The sequence below is a fragment of the uncultured Pelagibacterium sp. genome (assembly GCF_963972885.1).
GTDB classification, from domain to species: Bacteria; Pseudomonadota; Alphaproteobacteria; order Rhizobiales; family Devosiaceae; genus Pelagibacterium; species Pelagibacterium nitratireducens.
Genome location: NZ_CAXAXY010000001.1, coordinates 40,004 through 58,420, shown reverse-complemented (window position 1 = coordinate 58,420; position 18,417 = coordinate 40,004). Strand labels below are relative to the sequence as shown.

The window sequence follows — 18,417 nt, the reverse complement described above, 5'->3', positions numbered from 1 at the left end:
CGATCAGCCCTTCAAGCCGGCCAGCATCACACCGCGTACGATGTAGCGCTGGAGGACGAGGAAAACGAGCAGGGTGGGGATGGTCGCAAGCGCTGCGCCGGTCATGATCATTTCCCACTGGATCGATTGCTCGACCGCAAAGCTCGAAAGCCCCACCGGCAGCGTATAAAGCTCGCGGCTGTTGGTGACGATGAGCGGCCAGAAAAACGCCGTCCAGTTGCCCAGGAAGGTAAAGATCGCCAGAGCCGAGATGGCCGGGGCCACCATGGGCATGGCAATTTTCCACCAGATCGTGAATTCGTTCAGCCCATCCACGCGCGCCGCTTCGAGGAAATCGTCGGGCACGGTTTCAAAGAACTGTTTCATCAGGAACGTGCCGAACGCCGTCATCATGCCCGGGAACATGATGCCCCAATAGCTGTCGATCCAGCCCAGTTGAGCGCTCATCAGATACCACGGGATCACCAGCATTTCGGTGGGGATCATCAGGGTCGACAGAATGGCAATGAAAATCAGGTACCGGCCACGAAACTGGAATTTCGCCAGCGTGTAACCAACCAGGGAGTCGAAAAAGACGTTCGAAAGCGTCACGCTTACCGCGACCAGCGTCGAATTGAAGAACCACCGCACGAAACGCCCGTCCGATAGCACCTTGATATAATTGTCGAAGGTGGGCGCCGCTGGGATGAGCCGCAAATCATAAACCTGGCTCGCCGTTTTCAGCGAGGTCGAAAACATGAACAGCAGCGGGGTGATCATCAGCACTCCGCCAATGAGCAACAGTGTCCAGATCAGGATACGGTCCGGGCGGATGGAAGCGGCGTTGTGTTTGAGCTCGGAGCTCGTGGCAGCTGTGGCGGTCATCAGCGTGTCCTCAGAACCCAGAGTTGCAGCAGCGAAACGATCAGAAGGATGGTAAAGAGCACCACCGTCTGCGCTGCCGCATAGCCCATGTTGAAGGAAGAAAAGGCCGTCTGGTAAATCATCAGCACCAGCGGCTTTGTCGTGTTGAGCGGCCCGCCCGGATCGTTGCTGGTCATGTTGTAGACCTGATCGAAAATCCGCAGGAATCCGATCGAGGAAAAGACGACGAGGAATACGGTCGTGGGCTTGAGAAGCGGCAGGGTGATCTTGCGCAGGATGGCCCACTCGCCAAGCCCGTCAATGCGCGCCGCTTCATAATAGGTCTGGGGAATGGCCCGCAGTCCGGCCATGAAAATGATGATCTGGAACCCCAGCCCCGCCCAGATCGCCGTCACCATGATGGCGGGCAGAGCCTGCTCTGTCGAGCGCAGGAAAGGCTGGGCCGGAAGGCCCACAGTGCCCAGAAAGCCGTTGATTATGCCGATCGGTGGCGGCTGATAGAACCAGCGCCAAACCCACGCCATGGCGGCGGCCGTCGTCAGGAACGGCAGGAAATAAAGGGCACGTATGAAACTGTGCATGAACCGCACACGGTCGAGATAATAGGCCACGGCGAACGAGATGACGAGGCTGATCGGCGTGCCGACAATCAGATACGCGAACGTATTGCGGAACACCTGCCAGAACAGCGGATCGTTGTAGAGCTCGATATAATTTTCGGCCCCGATGAACTCGGCCGGTCGCAGAAGATCCCAATCGGTGAATGACAGCCAGAACGCCTGCACAGTGGGATAGAAACGGATCACCACGTAAAAGACCACGGGCAGGGCCAAAAACGTCCACACCCAGACCAGGCGCTTCTGTCCAATGCTGAGACGATTCCAGGCTCCGGGTCGCTCCACGGTGCCATTTGCCGATGCTGCCGCAGTCATCGCCTGCCACTCCTGCTGATTTGCATAACCGGTACGGCCGGGCTGTTGTCCGGCCCGATTGGATCGAATGCCAAAAGAGCGGACCGGTCAGTCAACCGGTCCGCTCCCATTGTTACTGGTCGGCGTAGAAGTCGTCGAGGATGGCCTGTTCTTCCTCGGCGGCCGCAGCCAGCGAGTCTGCGGGCGACTGACCCTGCAGCGACATGCGGCTTTCCATGTCGATCGCCACCTGCCGCTGGGCGGCCTCGTCCACAAAGATCGTGGTGTGGGCGTATTCAAGTCCTGCAAGGAACGGACCATAGATGGGGTCTGAAAGATTTTCCTCGGTCAGGGCAACATCCTTGCGGGCCGGCAGTTCGCCCACCACGTCGAGCCAGATTTCCATGGCTTCGGGCGAGCTGATATAGGCGAGGAACTTCTGGGCCGCTTCGAGCTCTTCGCCTTCGGCGCGCGCGCCGATCGCATTGGCAAAATAGCTCGCATAGTTCGAACGCATGCCGTCTTCATTGGCAGGCAACTCGGTCACACCCCACTCGAATTCCTCGATGGAGCCGAACGCACCAAGACGGAAAGTGCCATCGATGGTCATTGCGGCGCGGCCGGCGCGGAAGGCGGCCTGCGGCTCATCCATGAACCCGACCTGGGTCACGGCATCATCGCCCAGATAGAGGTCGGCCTGCCATGTTGTTGCGGCAAGGCCCGCTTCGTCATTGTAGGTCACGGTGCGACCATCGTCGGAATAAGGCTGGCCGCCGAACTGGCGGACGAGGCCCTCGCGCCACCACTGGTGGTCCTGACCGGCCATGCCCATCGCAATGCCGACCGTCGTGATGTTGCCGCCGCCGTCACGCTCAACTGTCGCTTCCGCAGCTTCGACGAGCTCGTCGAGCGTCTGCGGAGGGCTTTCCGGATCGAGCCCGGCAGCTTCGAGAATGTCCTTGTTGTAGAACAGGGCCAGCGAACGGACGGCGGTGGGCAGCCCCCAATACTGTCCGTCACGCTCCATGGCGGAAACGATGGGGAAGAAATCGGCTTCGATTTCCTCGGTCGGGAAAACCTCGGGATCGAGCGGCTGGATCAATCCGCCAGCGATGAAATTGTCGAGCCAGCCATAAAACAGCTGGGCCACATCCGGACCCTGACCGGCAACATTGGCGGCCACGACGCGGGTCTGGTAATCGGCATAGGGGAATGTCTGGTGATTGACCGTGATATCGGGATTGGCTTCTTCGAAATTGGCGATCAACTGGTCCATTGCCTGGACGCGGGTGTCAAATACATACTGCCAGTATTCGATTTCCACCGCCTGGGCCGAACCCAGGGCAGCCAGGCTGACGCCAGTTGAAAGTGCGGTCAATGCAAGTGCTCTACGCATGCTAATCCCTCCTTTGGGAGCAGGGAAACATCTTCCCTGCGTGATTGCTTGGCGGCTCGGACCCCTCCGTCCACCATCCGGTCATCGTCAAATGATGTGCGATGCCTTGTCAATAAAATAATTTACTTTCGTTATTGGAGCGACGAGTCACGCCGGATCGAGATTAACGCTTGGCGCAGCCGCGAAAAATCGAAACAATGACCAATCCACTCCGCGTTCGGTGCCGCTGCGGCCGCGGATTAAGCGCGATTAAATTAATCTACTTGTGTTATTCGGACGGCGTGCATAATCTGCTGGTCCGATAGCGCGCGCCCAATCGGCAAGAGGGGAAACCTTGACCAGTTCGGAAAAGCACGGTCGTGGCCCACGCCTCGTCATCGGTTCCAATCCAGAGCGCAACCGGGCTCATAACAGGCGCGTGGTGCTCGAAGTGATCCGCACCCACGGCCATATGGGACGCACCGAAATTGCCCGCCGCGCCCGCATTACGCCTCAGGCCGTCGCCAATATCGTCGATGACCTTTTGAGCGAGGGCATGCTGGTGCAACTGGGCCGGCTGCGTTCGGGCCGCGGCCAGCCGCCGATCCAGTTTGCCATCAATCCCGACGGCCCCTTGACCGGGGGCGTGGAAATCGCCGCCGATCATATAGCGACCACCCTGCTCGATCTCTCTGGTGCCGTCCGCGCTCAGGCGATCGCTCCCCTTCAATCGGCAACGCCCGATCAGGTGCCCGGCAGGGTATCGGAGGAAATCGACAAGCTCTGCGCCCAGATCGGCGCTTCGCGAGACCGGCTGATCGGGTTTGGCGCCGTGATGCCGGGGCCGTTCGAGGTCGAAGGGATGAGTTCGGTCGGACCCGCGACGCTGCCCGGCTGGAAGGGCATCGACGCTAAGGCGACACTCTCCCGGGCCATTGGCCAGCCCGTGTCGATCGAAAATGACGCCACCGCCGCCGCCGTTGGCGAACGGCTCTACGGGGCCGGGCGCCAGATTTCCAATTTCTGCTTTCTCTATTTCGGCGTCGGCCTGGGTCTTGGCGTTCTCAAGGACGGCGTTCCACTGCGCGGTGCCTTCGGCAATGCTGGCGAAATCGGCCATGTGGCGCTGGTGCCGCGCCATGGCTTACCAAGTTACGGTCCCGACGGTGCGCTGGAGCGCTTTGCTTCGTTGTATGCCTTGCGCGAAAAACTGGCGGCCAGTGGCCGTCCCAACATCGACAGCGGCGCTCTCGAACCGCTTTTCACCCAGAACGATCCGGTGCTTGCCGATTGGATCAAGCAAGCGGCCGACTATCTGGCGCCCACAGTTGCCATGATCGAAAACATCTTCGATCCCGAAACCGTGGTGTTCGGCGGCAATCTTCCCGATGTTATCCTCGATGCGCTGATCGCGGCGCTCGAACCGCTGCCGGTTTCTGTCTCTACCCGTACCGGACGTGCCCAGCCGCGAGTCGTTCGCGGGCAAACGGGGCGCTTTACCGCGGCACTGGGTGCGGCTGCTCTCGCCCTGCACGATATCTTGTCGCCTCAACTCTCACTCGAATATTCGCCGGCGGTCGCAGCTGCCCGGCCATAGGACTGTCCATGCCCCTATCGCGCCTTGAGCTTTCCCATCGCTTCACCCAGCGTCGCGCCAATTCACGACTGGTTGCACTCCACCGGGCCCTGGCTCGGTTGAAATCGTGCGTCACGGTGCTTCACACCGGCGCCCATCCTGACGACGAGCAGAACGCCATGCTTGCCTTCATGCGCTTTGGGCTCGGCATGCGTACCATCATCGGCTGTTCGACGCGCGGGGAGGGCGGCCAGAATACGCTCGGTCCCGAGCGCGGCGGCGCGCTTGGAGTGGTTCGCACCCACGAGCTTGAAGAATCGGCAAAGGTTATCGATGCCGATATCGTATGGTTCGGGTTCGGCCCGAGCGATCCCGTCCACGATTTCGGGTTCTCGAAAAACGGTCACGACACCCTCGAACGCTGGCAGCACGACCTGATCGTTGAGCGTATGGTTCGCGCCTATCGCAGTGAAAAGCCCGATATCGTCATCCCCACATTTCTCGATGTGCCCGGCCAGCACGGTCATCATCGCGCCATGACCATGGCCGCCGAGGAGGCGATTGCGCTGGCTGCAGACCCCAACGCCTATCCCGAGCATTTCGCTCAGGGCCTGGCGCCCTGGCAGGTCACCAAATATTATCTGCCCGCCTGGTCTGGCGGGGGATCGACTTATGATGACGAGGTGCCACCGCCGCCCCAAACGGTAAAGTTGGTCGCGACCGACTCCGATTTTGCAACCGGCGTGCCGTTTGACGAGATTGGGGAGTGGTCCCGGCTCTATCATGCCAGCCAGGGCATGGGGCGCTGGCCGGAAAATCCCAGGACCGAATGGCCGCTCCATCTCCGGGTCGGGCCAGATGATATCGGCGAGATCACCGACAATCTTCCCGGCCGCCTCGCCGACATTGTTCCCGGGCTCGCCTCTGCCGATTCGGCCATTGCCACAGCCATCGCGGCCTTCCCCAAGGCCGATGAGATCATTGCCCCCTTGGCGGTGGCCCTTGAGATCATCGAGGCTCATGCCGAAACGGTCCCGGCCGAACACGTCCATCGCATCGAAACCATGATTGCCGATCTCGAATCTGCAATGCTCGTCGCAGCCGGTATCGATTGTGTCGCCGCGCTCGACCGGCCGGTGGTGGCGCAGGGCCAGACGGTCGATCTCAGCCTTACGCTTCGTGGTGTACCCAAAGACGTTTCGATCGATCTGATCCTGCCCGACGGTGTCTCGATCATCGCGCAGCCGCCGGGCAGATATACACTGGAGGTGGCGCCCGACGCCCCCGTCACCGGGCCATTTACCCAGTCGTTCACGGCCTCGGGTGCCAATGGCGATGCGTGCATCGTCCTGACTCTGACCGTTTCCGGACGCACCATAGCGCGCGCCTTCGGTCTGGAACGCCCACTCACCATCGTCCCGGCAGCCTCGGTCAGCCTGACGCCCAGCGCCCTGCTGATGGCGGCAGATGCCGAATTTTCAGGTCTGTCGGTGGAAGCCAGGATCGAAGGCAATACCGGCAATCTAAGTCTTTCCAGCGCTCAAGGCATCGAAATCGTGCCAGGCAGGGACGGCGTTACGCTCTCGGGAAGCGGGCTGGTCGAGGGCCGCTATACCCTCGACGCGCTTCTCGACGATGCGCCGGCCTTCACCGTCCAGCCCATTGACTACGCCCATATCGGCAAAAGCCTTTACCTGACCCCCGCGCGTCTCGATATTCTTGCGCTCACCCTCGCTCTCCCCGAGGACCGCCGCGTTGCCTATATCGGGGGCGGTGCCGACAATGTCGGCCTCTGGCTGGCGCGCATGGGGTTCAAGGTGACCGAACTCGACGCGCGGGCGCTTTCCGAAGATCTTTCGGGATTTCCCGCCATTGTCGTTGGCATCTTCGCCTTCGGGTTGCGCCCCGATCTGGCTGCCAGCACTCAAGCGCTCCGCGCTTATGTCGAGGCAGGCGGCAATCTTGTCACCCTCTACCATCGCCCCTGGGATGGCTGGACGCCGGACGCCGTTCCGCCGCGCTTTCTCAAGATCGGCCAGCCGTCACTGCGCTGGCGGGTGACCAATCCCGATGCGCCGGTGGAGATACTGGCGGCGGACAATCCGATTTTTGCCGGCCCCAACCCGATCTCGGTGCGCGACTTCCAGGGTTGGAACAAGGAGCGGGGCCTCTATTTTGCATCGGAATGGGACGAGGCCTATACCCCGCTCCTTACCATGAGCGACAAGGGCGAAAGCCCGCTGAAAGGCTCGCTCCTGACGGCCGAAATCGGCAAGGGCCGTCACACCCACACCAGCCTCGTCCTCCACCACCAGCTCGATCATCTCGTGCCCGGCGCCTTCCGCATCCTGGCAAACCTCGTGGCAGGCGGCCGCATGTAGATGGCCGACCCGGCGCCTTCCTATCGCAGCGGCATCGCCTGGCTTTTGGCCGACATGACGTTGATTACGGTCATGACCGTTCTCGTCAAGTTCGAGGGCGCCACCTATCCGGCAATCCAGCTGGTGTTCATCCGCTCGCTGATCGGGTTGGTCTCCATCCTGCCGCTGGCTTGGCGCAAGCGCCATGCGGTCATCGGTACCAAACAGCCCCTGCGGCATCTGGTGCGGGTGGGATGCAATACGCTCGCCCTGACCTGCAATTTCACAGCGCTTGCGGCTCTGCCACTCGCGCTGGTCAATGCGATTGGCTTCATGCGGCCGCTGGTCGTCATGGTTTTTGCTGCGTGGCTGCTGGCCGAAAGAATCGCCCCCGTGCGCTGGATCGGCACCGCCATCGGCTTTGTCGGCATTCTTGTCATCCTCGCGCCGGGCGAAGTGACGTTCTCATGGGGCCTTGCCGCGGCGTTCGGCTCGGTGCTGTTTGGCTCGCTTGCCGTCATCCAGATCCGCGCCATGGAAAACGAGGATACCGCCGTCCTCATGGTCTTTTATACGGTCGGGCTCTCCGTGCTGACCGCCATTCCCGCGATGGTTGTCTGGCAGCCCGTGGCATCGGCCGATTGGCCGACGCTCCTTGCCATCGGCATCCTGGCCCAGATCGGACAGTACTGCTTCCTGCGCGCCTACCAGACGACGCCGGCCCGCATACTGGCGCCTCTGGGATATCTTTCCATCGGCTTTGCCGCGCTTGCCGGGTTTGTCTTTTTCAACGAAGTCCCATCCTGGGCGACGGTCATCGGCGTGGCGATCATCCTTATCGCGCTGCAATCGACCAACATGCTCGAAGCCGCCGCCATCCGGCGCAAGGCCAATTCCGAGACAGAGCGATAGCCGGAGCGCGATCTGAAAAAGGTGCAGACTTTTTCGGTTCGACCGCGCGATCCGACAAAAAAGCGCCCCGGCAAACCGGGGCGCTTATCGTCACAACCATGCCTTGGGCAACTATTCGGCCGGCTGGACGAGGTTGGCGAGCAGCCTGAAAGCGCCCGGCACCAGATTGTCGAGCTGGTGGTGCAGGATCAGGCTGGTGTGCGTATGCCGTCCGGCCCCGATCTGGGCCGAAAGCAGCGAGCCTGCCAGCGGATCTTCCCCGCTATCGTGCATGGCCAGGAGCGGCTTGTAGACCTCGTCCCACTCCTCGGCGAAATACAGCCCGCGCTCCTTGTCCCAGTTCGCCCAGTCGTCCGCTCCGATGGTGTTGGGGTAGTTGAGCAACGGATGATCGGGCTCCAGCACGTCGACCTCGGCATTGGGGTCTGTGACGCGGAAACGGATCGAGGGTGAGCCGATCTTGAGATAGGCGACCGGAATGGTCTCGGGATCCCAGCCGTCGGACGGACGGTGATAAAGGGTCACCAGATGCCCGCCATTGCGCACCCATTCGTGGATGCCATCAATGTTCTCGGCCAGATCGGGGCGCCGCCCGAACGCGAAAATACCGACAACGATCGTGCCGAGATCGCCATAGGTACCGCTCGAAATGTCCTCGGGAGACAATTCCACAACCTCGAGCCCGAGCCGCTCCATCCACAGCCCGACATTGTCGTTGCCGCCCGATACGTACCCGATGCGCTTGACCGATGGTAGCTCGGCGCCAACTGCCTGCACGGGAACCGATACCGTGGTGGGAACCACCGACCGGCCGATATGGGGGTAGGTGAAGGTGTCGATCTGATAGGCCTGCTCACCGAGAAGTTCGGGTTCGATATCGAAGCGCAACTGCTCGAGCCCGTCAGGTGGCACCAGCGCGAACGTGCCGCTCATGTCCGAGGCGCGCTCGGTTTCATCGAGCGCCCAACCCTGGGGAACCGGCATCGAGAGGTCACCCAGCGTCGCGTTGGTCAGCGTCGCCGTCAGCGGCACCGGACCCAGCTCGGCGGTGGTGTTGAAGACGATTGCGCTCGGTTCGATTGTCATCGAAGCCGTGGGAATGACGCGCAGCTGGTCTTCCAGATCGACGTCGAGCACAACCGTGCGTCCGCCGATATTCAGCGACACCTTTGTATAAGCATCGCCATTGCCACCCAGCGGATCGAACTCTTCGCTGAGCGGATTGGTGTAGCTGGCGTCTTCGGCAACAGAAACCGTTTCACCCGAAGCCGTGAGACCCTCGCGCGCAACGATCTCGACACCCTCGATTGTAACGTCCTCGGGACCATCGACGATAGTCTTGATGACCACTTCGTCGCCCGGCGTCACATCGCCGCCCTCGGTATAGGACCGGATCTGAACACCGGCCGCAGCGGCAAGGGCGAGGTCGATCTCCTTGACCTTGCGATCCAGCCGGTGTGCGACATTTGCATGCAGCGCTTCGGGCAGGCTCTCGCGAGCCATGTCGATGATTTCACCAACCCGGCCCACTTTCGCCAGCACGACGACCGGGTCGCCATAATCGGCAATGGCTTCCTCGATCAGCCCCTGGGCCTCGCGTAGTGCATCTGCGGTGTCGGACGGCATGCCGTCGAGTTCGGCGATATCCCCGACTGTGGCGATGAGCCCCTCGCGGATGTCGCTTTCCTGGGCGCCTTCGCCGCCACCGGTAACGCGGGAGAGATTGAGCTCCCATTCGGTCGTCGGCTCGGGCCGCCAGCGGCCCATGCCCTGTGTGCGGTGGCAGGAGCGGGACCATTCGCCCATCTGGGGGAAAGTCGCACCGGAAATCTTGTCGCGTTCGGGTGCAGTCACCACCAGCGTCACGGGAGGAGGCGGCACCTCGTCGTCATAGACCCCGCCGCCGCCGCCATAGGCTGGCTGATAGATTTTCGGCACTTCCCAGGTGTCGAGGCCGCCGGCGATCTGGTCGGGGAATTCCTGCGGGTTGCCCGAGAGCTCGGCGGCAATGAATGTCGCGACGTTGGCCGCCCTGTGGTGGCCATGCTGGCCAGGAACATCGAGGAAGCAGTTCATGATGATGTCGGGCTTGTACTTGCGGAACGCCGCCGTCATGCGCTCGACGATCTTGTCGCGGCCCCACTGGTCGATGGTCTCGTTGGGGTCTTTGGAAAAGCCGAAATCGTGAACGGAATCGGTGTGACCGAAACTGCCGAATGCCAGCGAGGCATCGAGCGAGCGCGAGGCTTCTTCCATTTCGCGGGTGCGCAGCACGCCCAGCACCGAGCCCAGTTCCGGCCCGATCGAGTTCTGACCGCCTTCGCCGCGCGTGATGGCATAGACTACCGGATGGATGCCATAGACATGGCGCAACGCCGCCAGCATCGCCGACGGTTCGTCATCGGGGTGCGCCCCTGTGGTCATGATTGTGGCGGTGGAAGTCAGGCGCTCGAGACGGCGATAGAGGGTAACGATGGCCGGCTCGAGTTTTTGCTGGGCGATCAGGTCGAGATCGCTGAGCGGAGCCGCCCAGGCGGGGATGTGCGAGGCTGCATACATCACCGGCAAGGACGCCATGAACATGCGTCGTGTGATCTTGGTCATCGGGTTTGTCCTACCTTTGAAATTACACTCCTATGGCCCGTTCAGCGGCGCCTGGCATCGGATCTTTCCGTCCAATTCGACCACGAGTATGCGCCGTGAAAAACAATAACACAAGTGAGTTACCTTATTGACGTTGGCGCGCGTTGTCCCTGGCTCGGGCCGAGGAACACCGGCCTCCTCCGGCTGCCAGGGCCGAGCAGACAAAGTGTTTATTGCGATGGAAGGGAGGCGGGCCGATCTAGCGTGCGGGAATTTTTCTGTCCCTCAGGCTCCGCTTCTGGGCGGCGATTCTGAACTGGGCATTGGGCGCGCCATAGCCGTTGTATCCGCCGCGGCGCTCGACGATTTCAAAGAAGAAACCATCGCCGTATAGCGAGGAGTAGAGCTGGAAATACTCCCCGTCTCCGTCGCGGTCGTAAAGGATGTTGCCGGCCTTGAGTCGAGCGACGAATTCATCCGCCAGCCCGAACCGGGCCTGCAGATCGGCAAAATAGTTGGCAGAAATCTCAAGGAACTTGAACCCGGTGGCCCTGAGCGCCTCGGCGGTCCTGAAAATGTCGGACGACGCAAAGGCGATGTGCTGGACCGACGATCCGAAACTTTCCGAAATGAAATGTCCCGCCAGCGTCGAGCGCTGATCGGCGCCGTTCAGGGTAAACCTTATGGTGCCTTTCTCGTTCTCAATCACCTGCGACCGCACCAGCCCCGCCGGATCGACCACGTCGAGCATTGGGGTTTTGCGCGTGTCAAACAGGGTCGTGTAGAACAACAGCCAGGTCAGAAGTTCCTCGTAATTCATGGTCTGGCCGACATGGTCGACATGGGTAACGCCCATATCGGGTGTGCCCTGGTCGGTCACCGGAGTGAATTCTGTCTCCCAGACCTTGGCCAGTTCGGTCTTGTCGTCCACGAAATGCATCAGCCCGCCGCCCACACCGCGAATGGCCGGAATCTTGAGCTCGCCCGGCCCAACCGGCTGCTCGAACGGTTCGGCCCCAAGCGCTCTGGCGCGCGCCACCGTCGCCTGCGCATCCTCGACCTTGAGTCCGATATCGCACACGCAGGTGCCGTGCATCAGAAAGGCGGAATGGGCAAAGCCCTCGCGCTCGGTGTTGATGACGATATTGACCCCGCCATTGCGGTATAGATCGACATGCTTGGCGATGTGGCGCCCCGCATGGGCAAACCCCATCGACGCCAGCATCGTCTTCAGATCTTCCGCCTCGGTCTCGTTGGCGGCAAATTCGATGAATTCGACCCCCTCGACGGCAATCGGTGCGGGCATGGGTGCCAGATCGGTCTTGACGGCCGGCTCGGTACGCCGCACTGCATCCATCAGCGCGATCAGCGAGCGATGCCCGTCAGCCGCGATGGTGCCGGGCGTGCCGCCACGGAACTGGTCGTTGAAAATCTCCAGCGACCACATCCCGTCATAGCCGCTGGCCGCGACGGCTGCGGCAAAGCCGGTGACATCGAGATCGCCCTGTCCGGGCATGGTGCGGAAATGCCGGCTCCAATAGAGCAGGTCCATATCGATCAATGGCGCATCGGCCAGTTGCACGAAGAATATCTTGTCGCCCGGTATCGAGCGTATGGTTTGCGGGTCGATCTTGCGCGCAATGGTGTGAAAGCTGTCGACAATCAGGCCGACATTGGCGTGATCGGCACGCCGTACGATCTCCCAGGCATCGCGGTGGTCGTTGACATGCCGCCCCCAGGCCAGCGCCTCATAGCCAATCCGCAAGCCGCGTCTTTTCGCACGCTCGCCCAATTCGCGCAGATCGGCCGCGGCGCGATCGATGCCGCCCAGCGCAGCAGGCGAGACGTTCGAGCAGATCAGCACCAGATCCGTGCCCAGCTCTTCCATCACATCGAACTTGCGTTCAGCCCGATCGAACGCCCGGCTGCGTTCGGGCTCGGGCAGGCCCTCGAAATCGCGGAACGGCTGGAACAGCGATATTTCGAGCCCATGATCGCGCACCATGCGCCCAACTTCGCGCGGGCCACCGTCAAACGCCAGAAAGTCGTTTTCGAAAATCTCGATCCCGTCAAACCCGGCCCCGGCAATCGCGGCAAGCTTTTCGCGCAGATCGCCGCTGATCGATACCGTCGCGATTGAGGTCTTCATGATGGCTCCAAAACATACGAACTGTTTCGTACATTGTACAGACCGCTTGCCCTGCCGGTCAATGTGGTGCGCGAGCCTGAGTTCCGAGGGCTCCCGCCCGATCGATCCCTAGATATATTCGGGCTTGGCCAGATACCGAAAAACCATGTCGATGGCGTTCTGTCGCAGCGTTGCCTGATTTTGCGCCGAACCCATGTCGCGGCCGAACAGGTGGGAAAAGGTCGCCCGGTTCGATACGTTGAAAAAGCACAGCGCGCTGATCTGCCAGTGGATTTCCAGAGGGTCCAGCCCGTCCCGGAAGACGCCCTCCGCGACGCCCTTGGTGTAGATCGATCCGATCCGCGCGATAGCGGCCTCGTTGACGGCGCGCAGCGCCGGTGAGCGTTCCATATAACGCCCCGAATGAATGTTTTCGATCATCACCATGCGGATGAAATCCTCATGCTCGGAATGATGATCGAATGTAAAGCCCACGAGACGGCGCAATCCCTCGAGCGGCGGCAGGCTTTCGATATCAAGCTCGGCTTCCCCTTCGCGCACCACGCGATAGGCGTTTTCGAGAGCGCTGACGTAAAGGCCCTCCTTGTCGCCGAAATAATAATAGATCATGCGCTTGCTGGCGCGGGTCTTTTCGGCAATCTCGTCAATACGTGCCCCGGCCAACCCATTGAGAGCAAATTCGTTCGAGGCGACCTCTATGATGTTGCGCCGGGTGCCCTCGGGGTCCTGCTGACGTCGGCCGGGCCGTTTCGTATCCTCGGTAGTGCTCAATATCCCGCCCCTGTCACCATGCATCGTGGATTGACTAAACTAACTAGTTCGTACATCATTCACCTACTGTCGCGCCTGCATTTAGGTCGAGACGGTCAAAAAACACAAGGGCAAGGCAATGGCCCGAAGGGGAATGGATTTGACTGCACTGTCAGCACAAGCGGGATCTTCAGGCATGGCGAATCTGGGCGGCAATCTTGCGGAATTGCTCGATATCGGCGCCAAGGGGGCCATTCATATCGGATTGCTTGGCCGTGGAATCGGCGCATCGCTCTCTCCCACCATGCACAGGCAGGAAGGCGAGCGCCAGGGGCTCGACTATCATTACCACCTGATCGATTTTGACGCGCTCGCCCTGGGCAACGAGCATTTGGGTGACGTTGTCGATCTGCTCGAAAAGGTCGGGTTCCGCGGTGTCAATGTTACCCATCCGTTCAAGCAGGCCGTGATTGAGCACCTCAATGGTCTCGCGCCCGATGCAAAGGAGATCGGGGCGGTCAACACCGTGATATTCGATGCCGGACAGCGGATCGGCCACAACACCGATTGTTGGGGATTTGCCGAAAGTTTTCGGCTCGGCCTGCCCAACGCGCAGCGCAAGCGCGTGCTCCAGATCGGGGCAGGGGGTGCCGGAGCCGCCGTTGCCCGCGCCCTGATCGAGGTCGGGGTAGAGGAGTTGGTCGTCTTCGACATGGACGCCGCCCGCAGCCAGGGCCTTGCGGCGCGCATGCGCGAGATGGCCTATCAAGTGACTGCAACCACCGACATCTCGTCGGTTTCCAGTTTCGATGGCATCGTCAATGCCACCCCGGTCGGAATGGACAAATATCCCGGCCTGCCGGTCGATGCCGAGCTTTTGAGCGCTGGCCAATGGGTTGCCGATATCGTCTATTTCCCGCGCGAAACCGCGCTGGTAAAGCGTGCGGCTGCGGCGGGATGCGCCACGCTCCCGGGCACCGGCATGGCCATATTTCAGGCAGTCAAGGCATTTGAGCTGTTCACCGGTCGCGTGCCATCGCGTGAGGAAATGACCCGCAGCTTTGAAGCGGCGGCCTGATCGTCCGACGCTAGAGCCGGCCGGTGCTCAGGATATGGTCGATGCCCGAATGAATGTGCTGGGCCAGCTTGGCCTGGGCTCCGGCAACATCCCGTTCAAGCGCCAACCGGAACAACTCCTTGTGGTCCTCGGAAACGCCGTCGCCGCGAAAGCTCGCAGCCAGAAGGTGGTAGCGCATGAATCGGTCGAAAATCGACTGATGGATCGCCAGCAGCGACTTTGATCCGCAGGCCGAAATCAGCGCATGGTGAAACGCAAAATCGTATTTGATCCACTCAAATGTCCGATTCGCATCGCCTCCCAGCAGCGCCCGTTCGATCGATGACAGCTTGTGATGGGCCGCAACCACATCCGCTTCCCAGTCGAGGTCGCCCGCCGCAAAGGAAAGCGCGAGCGCGTGGTTTTCGAGAACCAGCCGCAGGTCGCCCACTTCACGCAGATTGTCCACCGAGGCGGGGCTGACTTCGAACCCGCGCTGTCCCTCCGCCACCACCAGATCCTCGGTCGTGAGCCGGTTGAGGATTTCGCGAAGCGTGGAAACGCTGACGCCATATTTGCTCTTGAGCTGTTCGAGCTTGAGCTTTTGCCCCGGCCTGAGATCGCCCGATACGATGTCGCCGCGAATCTTTCGGAAAGCCTGCTCGCCTACGGTGTCGGAGATTTCGTCCATTGTGTCGTGCAGCGGTTTTGCGTTTGCCATGATCGTTTTCTTCCCCGTCGCCTGTTCCTGCCACGTCTCTGCGCACTTGTCACCTTCACGTTATCACGGTGTAAAATTGTTTCATATGAGATTTTCAAAATTGACAGACGTTATTGGTAAAGGTAGATGCATTGACAGCAGGTGGAAAGCTGCTTGACATAAACGAACTAGTTCGTACATTTGAGATCGGCGAGAGAGGAGAGATGTCGCGCGTCGTGACGCTGCGCCAATCGTCGCCGGATGCAACAAGGAGGAAGATAATTATGCTTTTGAATCTCACCCGCCGGGCTCTCATGCTCGGCTCGGTTGCAGTTGCGGCTGCAGTATCGATGCCGGTCATGGCGCAGGACGCGCCCACGCTCCGCTTTTCGGCTGTGTTTTCCGATCAGGACATCCGCGCCGCCATGATGGGCCAGTTCGCCGATGCAGTGCGCGACATCGCCACCATCGAGCCCTATTACGGCGGAACCCTGTTCCGTCAGGGCACCGAGCTCGTCGCACTGCAGCGTGGAAACCTCGAGATGGGCAATATCGCCCCTCAGGATATCTCCAACCAGATTCCCGAATGGTCGCTTTTGACCTCGGCCTATCTGTTCCGTGATGCCGAGCACCTGCGTACGTTCTTTGAGAGCGAAGTGGGCGAAGAATTCAAGCAGATGGCCGAAGATCAGCTCGGCATTCACATTCTGGGCCCCACCTATTTTGGCGCCCGCCAGGTTGGTCTGCGCATCGATAAGGAAATCCAGACCCCGGCTGATATGGAAGGCGTGCGCCTGCGCATGCCGGGCGGTGATGCCTGGCAGTTCCTGGGTAGCTCCATTGGCGCTAACCCCACACCGATGGATTATGCCGAGGTCTATACCGGCCTTCAGACCGGCGCCATCGACGGCCAGGACAACCCGCTTCCCAACGTTCAGAACATGAAGTTCTACGAGGTGATGGACCAGATCGTTCTGACGTCGCACCTGATCGGATATGATCTTCTGGTGATCTCGTCCGACGCATGGAACGCCATGTCGGCAGAAGACCAGGAAGCCTTCCAGGCCGCCGCCAGCGAGGCCATCAACTGGAGCCAGGCCGAACACATCGCCATGGAAGAGCAGTTGATCGGCGAGTTCGAAGCTGCCGGTCTCAACATCTACGAGCCCGATCAGGACGCCTTCCGCGCCTATGCGCAGGAGCAGTACCTGAACTCCGAGATTTCGGACAGCTGGCCCGAAGGCGCGCTTGAAGCCATCAACGCCCTTTAGGGCACATATCGGGCGCCGTGCTTATTGCCGCGGCGCCCTTTCTGTATTTCCCTGACGCCTGCCCCGGGTTTTGCCCGGAGTGTTTAGGGAAGAGGAGATTTTCATGTCCGGACTATTGCGTGTTGGGCGCTGGCTTGTCGCGCGGGCCGAGAACATCCTGGCCTTGATGCTCGGCGCCATGTTTGCGTTGTTCATTCTACAGATCGTGTTCCGCTACGGCCTGCGCATGCAGAGTGGCTGGGCCTATGAACTCAGCGCAATCTTGTGGGTCTGGATCGTCCTTTTCGGGACAACTTTCGTCTTGCGCTCGCGCGACGATGTGCGGCTCGACATCATCTACAGCTCGGTAAGTTCGCGGTCTCGCAGGATAATGACCGTGATCACGGCCATTGCGCTCGTCGCCCTGTTCGGGCTGGCCCTGCCCGCCATCGTCGATTACGTGCTGTTCATGAAGGTGGAAAAGACCGCCTATCTCAAATTCCGTTACGACTACGTCTATTCGATCTTCATTGTTTTCACCGTGGTGACCATGGCCCGCTACATCTGGCGGGCGGGCGTTGCGGTGTGGGGCAAGGATGCCGATGACGAGTTGGAAGGCCCGGCCAAATGATTTTTCTCGATCCCTTCTTTCTCTGCATCGTCTCGATTTTGGTGCTTGCCGTGCTCGGCCTGCCGATCGGCCTTTCCATGATCGCCGGGTCCATTCTCTATCTGTTCATGTCGGGCCTCGACATGGGCATCGCGGCCGAGCAGTTCCTCAACCGCATGTATTCCAACTACATCATCCTGGCCGTTCCGCTCTTCATCCTCGCTGCCGAGTTCATGAACACCGGCTCGCTCTCCGACAGGCTGCTGGCATGGTGCAACGCGGTCGTCGGCCGTTTCCGGGGCGGGTTGGCCCAGGTCAACGTGCTCCAATCGATGGTGTTTGCCGGCATGTCCGGATCCGCCATTGCCGACGCTGCCGGCACCGGCAAGATGATCTATTCGCTCATGACCCGCGACGGCAAATACCCCGCTTCCTTTGCCGCGGCGCTCACCGCATCGTCCGCGGTGATCGGGCCGATCATTCCGCCCTCGATCCCCATGGTGCTTTACGCCCTCGTTTCCGACGCCTCGATCGGATACCTGTTTTTGGGCGGCATCGTCCCCGGCGCCATCATGGGCATTTCGCTGGCAATCATTGTCTATTTCAAGGCCCGCACCAACAACTTCCCGGTGGAAGACCCGGTGCCGCTGCGCGAGTTGCCGCGCATAACCTGGACCTCGCTTCCCGCGCTGATGATGCCCGTCGTTCTGCTGTTCTGCATTTACAGTGGCATCACAACGCCCACCGAAGCCGCAGCGGTCGCCGCCGCTTACGCACTCATCATCTCGATTGTTCTTTATCGCTCGATCAGCCTCAGGAGTTTCTACCGGTCGCTGGTAACCTCTTCGAAGACGACGGTCTCAATCGGCATGCTGATCGCCGGGGCACTGGTTCTCAATTACGTCGTCACCGTCGAAAACATTCCCGCCACCCTCAGCTCCATACTGACCGCTTGGAATCTCGATCCGATCACCTTCCTGATCTTCGTCAATGTCGTGCTTTTGCTTTTGGGGTGCATGCTGGAGGGGACGGCGATCATCCTGATCATCGTGCCGGTGCTCGTGCCCTCGGCAGCGGCGTTGGGCATCGATCTTGTCCATTTCGGCGTGGTCGTCGTCATCAACGTGATGATCGGGCTGATTACCCCGCCTTACGGCATGCTGCTCTTTGTCATGCAGTCGATCTCACGGGCCAAGCTGCGCCACATCGTGGGCGATACGCTTCCTTTCCTGGGCGCCCTTCTGGCGGCGTTGCTTCTTTTCACCTTCGTTCCCGATACCGTGCTGTGGCTGCCGCGTATGTTCGGCTATCAGGGTTAGT

General features: G+C 60.7%; 14 protein-coding genes. 7 read left to right on the top strand and 7 right to left on the bottom strand.

Annotated elements, in window-relative coordinates; translation table 11 throughout:
* Nucleotides 1-3: 3 nt before the first annotated feature.
* The 3 genes from AACZ55_RS00270 to AACZ55_RS00260 form a co-directional block, all read right to left on the bottom strand.
* Nucleotides 4-864: a carbohydrate ABC transporter permease gene (locus AACZ55_RS00270; RefSeq protein WP_338607832.1), complete on the bottom strand. Its 861-nt coding sequence runs from the start codon at nt 862-864 to the stop codon at nt 4-6.
* On the bottom strand, nt 864-1,796 hold the full coding sequence (locus AACZ55_RS00265) for a sugar ABC transporter permease (protein ID WP_339641766.1): 933 nt from the start codon (nt 1,794-1,796) through the stop codon (nt 864-866). Before AACZ55_RS00265 ends, AACZ55_RS00270 begins: the two co-directional genes overlap by 1 nt.
* A 112-nt stretch (nt 1,797-1,908) precedes the next feature.
* Entirely contained in the window at nt 1,909-3,171 is a 1,263-nt protein-coding gene (locus AACZ55_RS00260; RefSeq protein WP_339641763.1) for an extracellular solute-binding protein, read from the bottom strand.
* Nucleotides 3,172-3,505: 334 nt separating this feature from the next.
* Here AACZ55_RS00260 and AACZ55_RS00255 point away from each other — a divergent pair, with 334 nt between their 5' ends.
* From AACZ55_RS00255 to AACZ55_RS00245, 3 genes are read left to right on the top strand one after another with little or no spacing between them, the layout of a single operon-like run.
* Nucleotides 3,506-4,747, top strand: a complete 1,242-nt coding sequence (locus AACZ55_RS00255; RefSeq protein WP_338607829.1) for an ROK family protein — start codon at nt 3,506-3,508, stop codon at nt 4,745-4,747.
* Nucleotides 4,748-4,755: 8 nt separating this feature from the next.
* Entirely contained in the window at nt 4,756-7,107 is a 2,352-nt protein-coding gene (locus AACZ55_RS00250) for a PIG-L family deacetylase (RefSeq protein WP_339641759.1), read from the top strand.
* A complete protein-coding gene (locus tag AACZ55_RS00245; protein ID WP_338607827.1) occupies nt 7,108-7,998 on the top strand; it encodes a DMT family transporter in 891 nt (296 codons plus the stop codon).
* A 111-nt stretch (nt 7,999-8,109) separates the two neighbouring features.
* Here the strand turns inward: AACZ55_RS00245 and AACZ55_RS00240 are convergent, their stop codons facing one another.
* The 3 genes from AACZ55_RS00240 to AACZ55_RS00230 all read right to left on the bottom strand — a co-directional run bounded on the left by AACZ55_RS00240 (nt 8,110) and on the right by AACZ55_RS00230 (nt 13,501).
* Nucleotides 8,110-10,602 (bottom strand): PIG-L family deacetylase, encoded by a 2,493-nt coding sequence (locus AACZ55_RS00240; protein ID WP_339641756.1) that lies wholly within the window; start codon nt 10,600-10,602, stop codon nt 8,110-8,112.
* Between the two features lie 238 nt (nt 10,603-10,840).
* On the bottom strand, nt 10,841-12,730 hold the full coding sequence (locus AACZ55_RS00235; RefSeq protein WP_339641754.1) for a TIM barrel protein: 1,890 nt from the start codon (nt 12,728-12,730) through the stop codon (nt 10,841-10,843).
* A gap of 108 nt (nt 12,731-12,838) precedes the next feature.
* Nucleotides 12,839-13,501, bottom strand: a complete 663-nt coding sequence (locus tag AACZ55_RS00230) for a TetR family transcriptional regulator (RefSeq protein ID WP_339641751.1) — start codon at nt 13,499-13,501, stop codon at nt 12,839-12,841.
* A 175-nt stretch (nt 13,502-13,676) separates the two neighbouring features.
* On the opposite strand from AACZ55_RS00230, the gene AACZ55_RS00225 reads away from it, so the two are divergent.
* Nucleotides 13,677-14,558 carry a shikimate dehydrogenase gene (locus AACZ55_RS00225; protein WP_338607823.1) on the top strand — a complete coding sequence of 294 codons (882 nt, stop codon included), beginning with the start codon at nt 13,677-13,679 and terminating at the stop codon, nt 14,556-14,558.
* 10 nt (nt 14,559-14,568) lie between these two features.
* On the opposite strand, the gene AACZ55_RS00220 is transcribed toward AACZ55_RS00225, so the two are convergent.
* Nucleotides 14,569-15,258, bottom strand: a complete 690-nt coding sequence (locus AACZ55_RS00220; protein ID WP_339641748.1) for a GntR family transcriptional regulator — start codon at nt 15,256-15,258, stop codon at nt 14,569-14,571.
* Nucleotides 15,259-15,521: 263 nt separating this feature from the next.
* On the opposite strand from AACZ55_RS00220, the gene dctP reads away from it, so the two are divergent.
* The 3 genes from dctP (at nt 15,522) to AACZ55_RS00205 (ending at nt 18,416) form a co-directional block, all read left to right on the top strand.
* The gene (gene dctP / locus AACZ55_RS00215) at nt 15,522-16,508 is read left to right on the top strand and encodes a TRAP transporter substrate-binding protein DctP (RefSeq protein WP_339641745.1); all 987 of its coding nucleotides are present in this window, start codon (nt 15,522-15,524) and stop codon (nt 16,506-16,508) included.
* A gap of 103 nt (nt 16,509-16,611) precedes the next feature.
* The gene (locus tag AACZ55_RS00210) at nt 16,612-17,118 is read left to right on the top strand and encodes a TRAP transporter small permease subunit (RefSeq protein WP_339641742.1); all 507 of its coding nucleotides are present in this window, start codon (nt 16,612-16,614) and stop codon (nt 17,116-17,118) included.
* Entirely contained in the window at nt 17,115-18,416 is a 1,302-nt protein-coding gene (locus tag AACZ55_RS00205) for a TRAP transporter large permease (RefSeq protein WP_339641740.1), read from the top strand. Before AACZ55_RS00210 ends, AACZ55_RS00205 begins: the two co-directional genes overlap by 4 nt.
* The last annotated feature ends 1 nt before the right edge of the window (nt 18,417 follow it).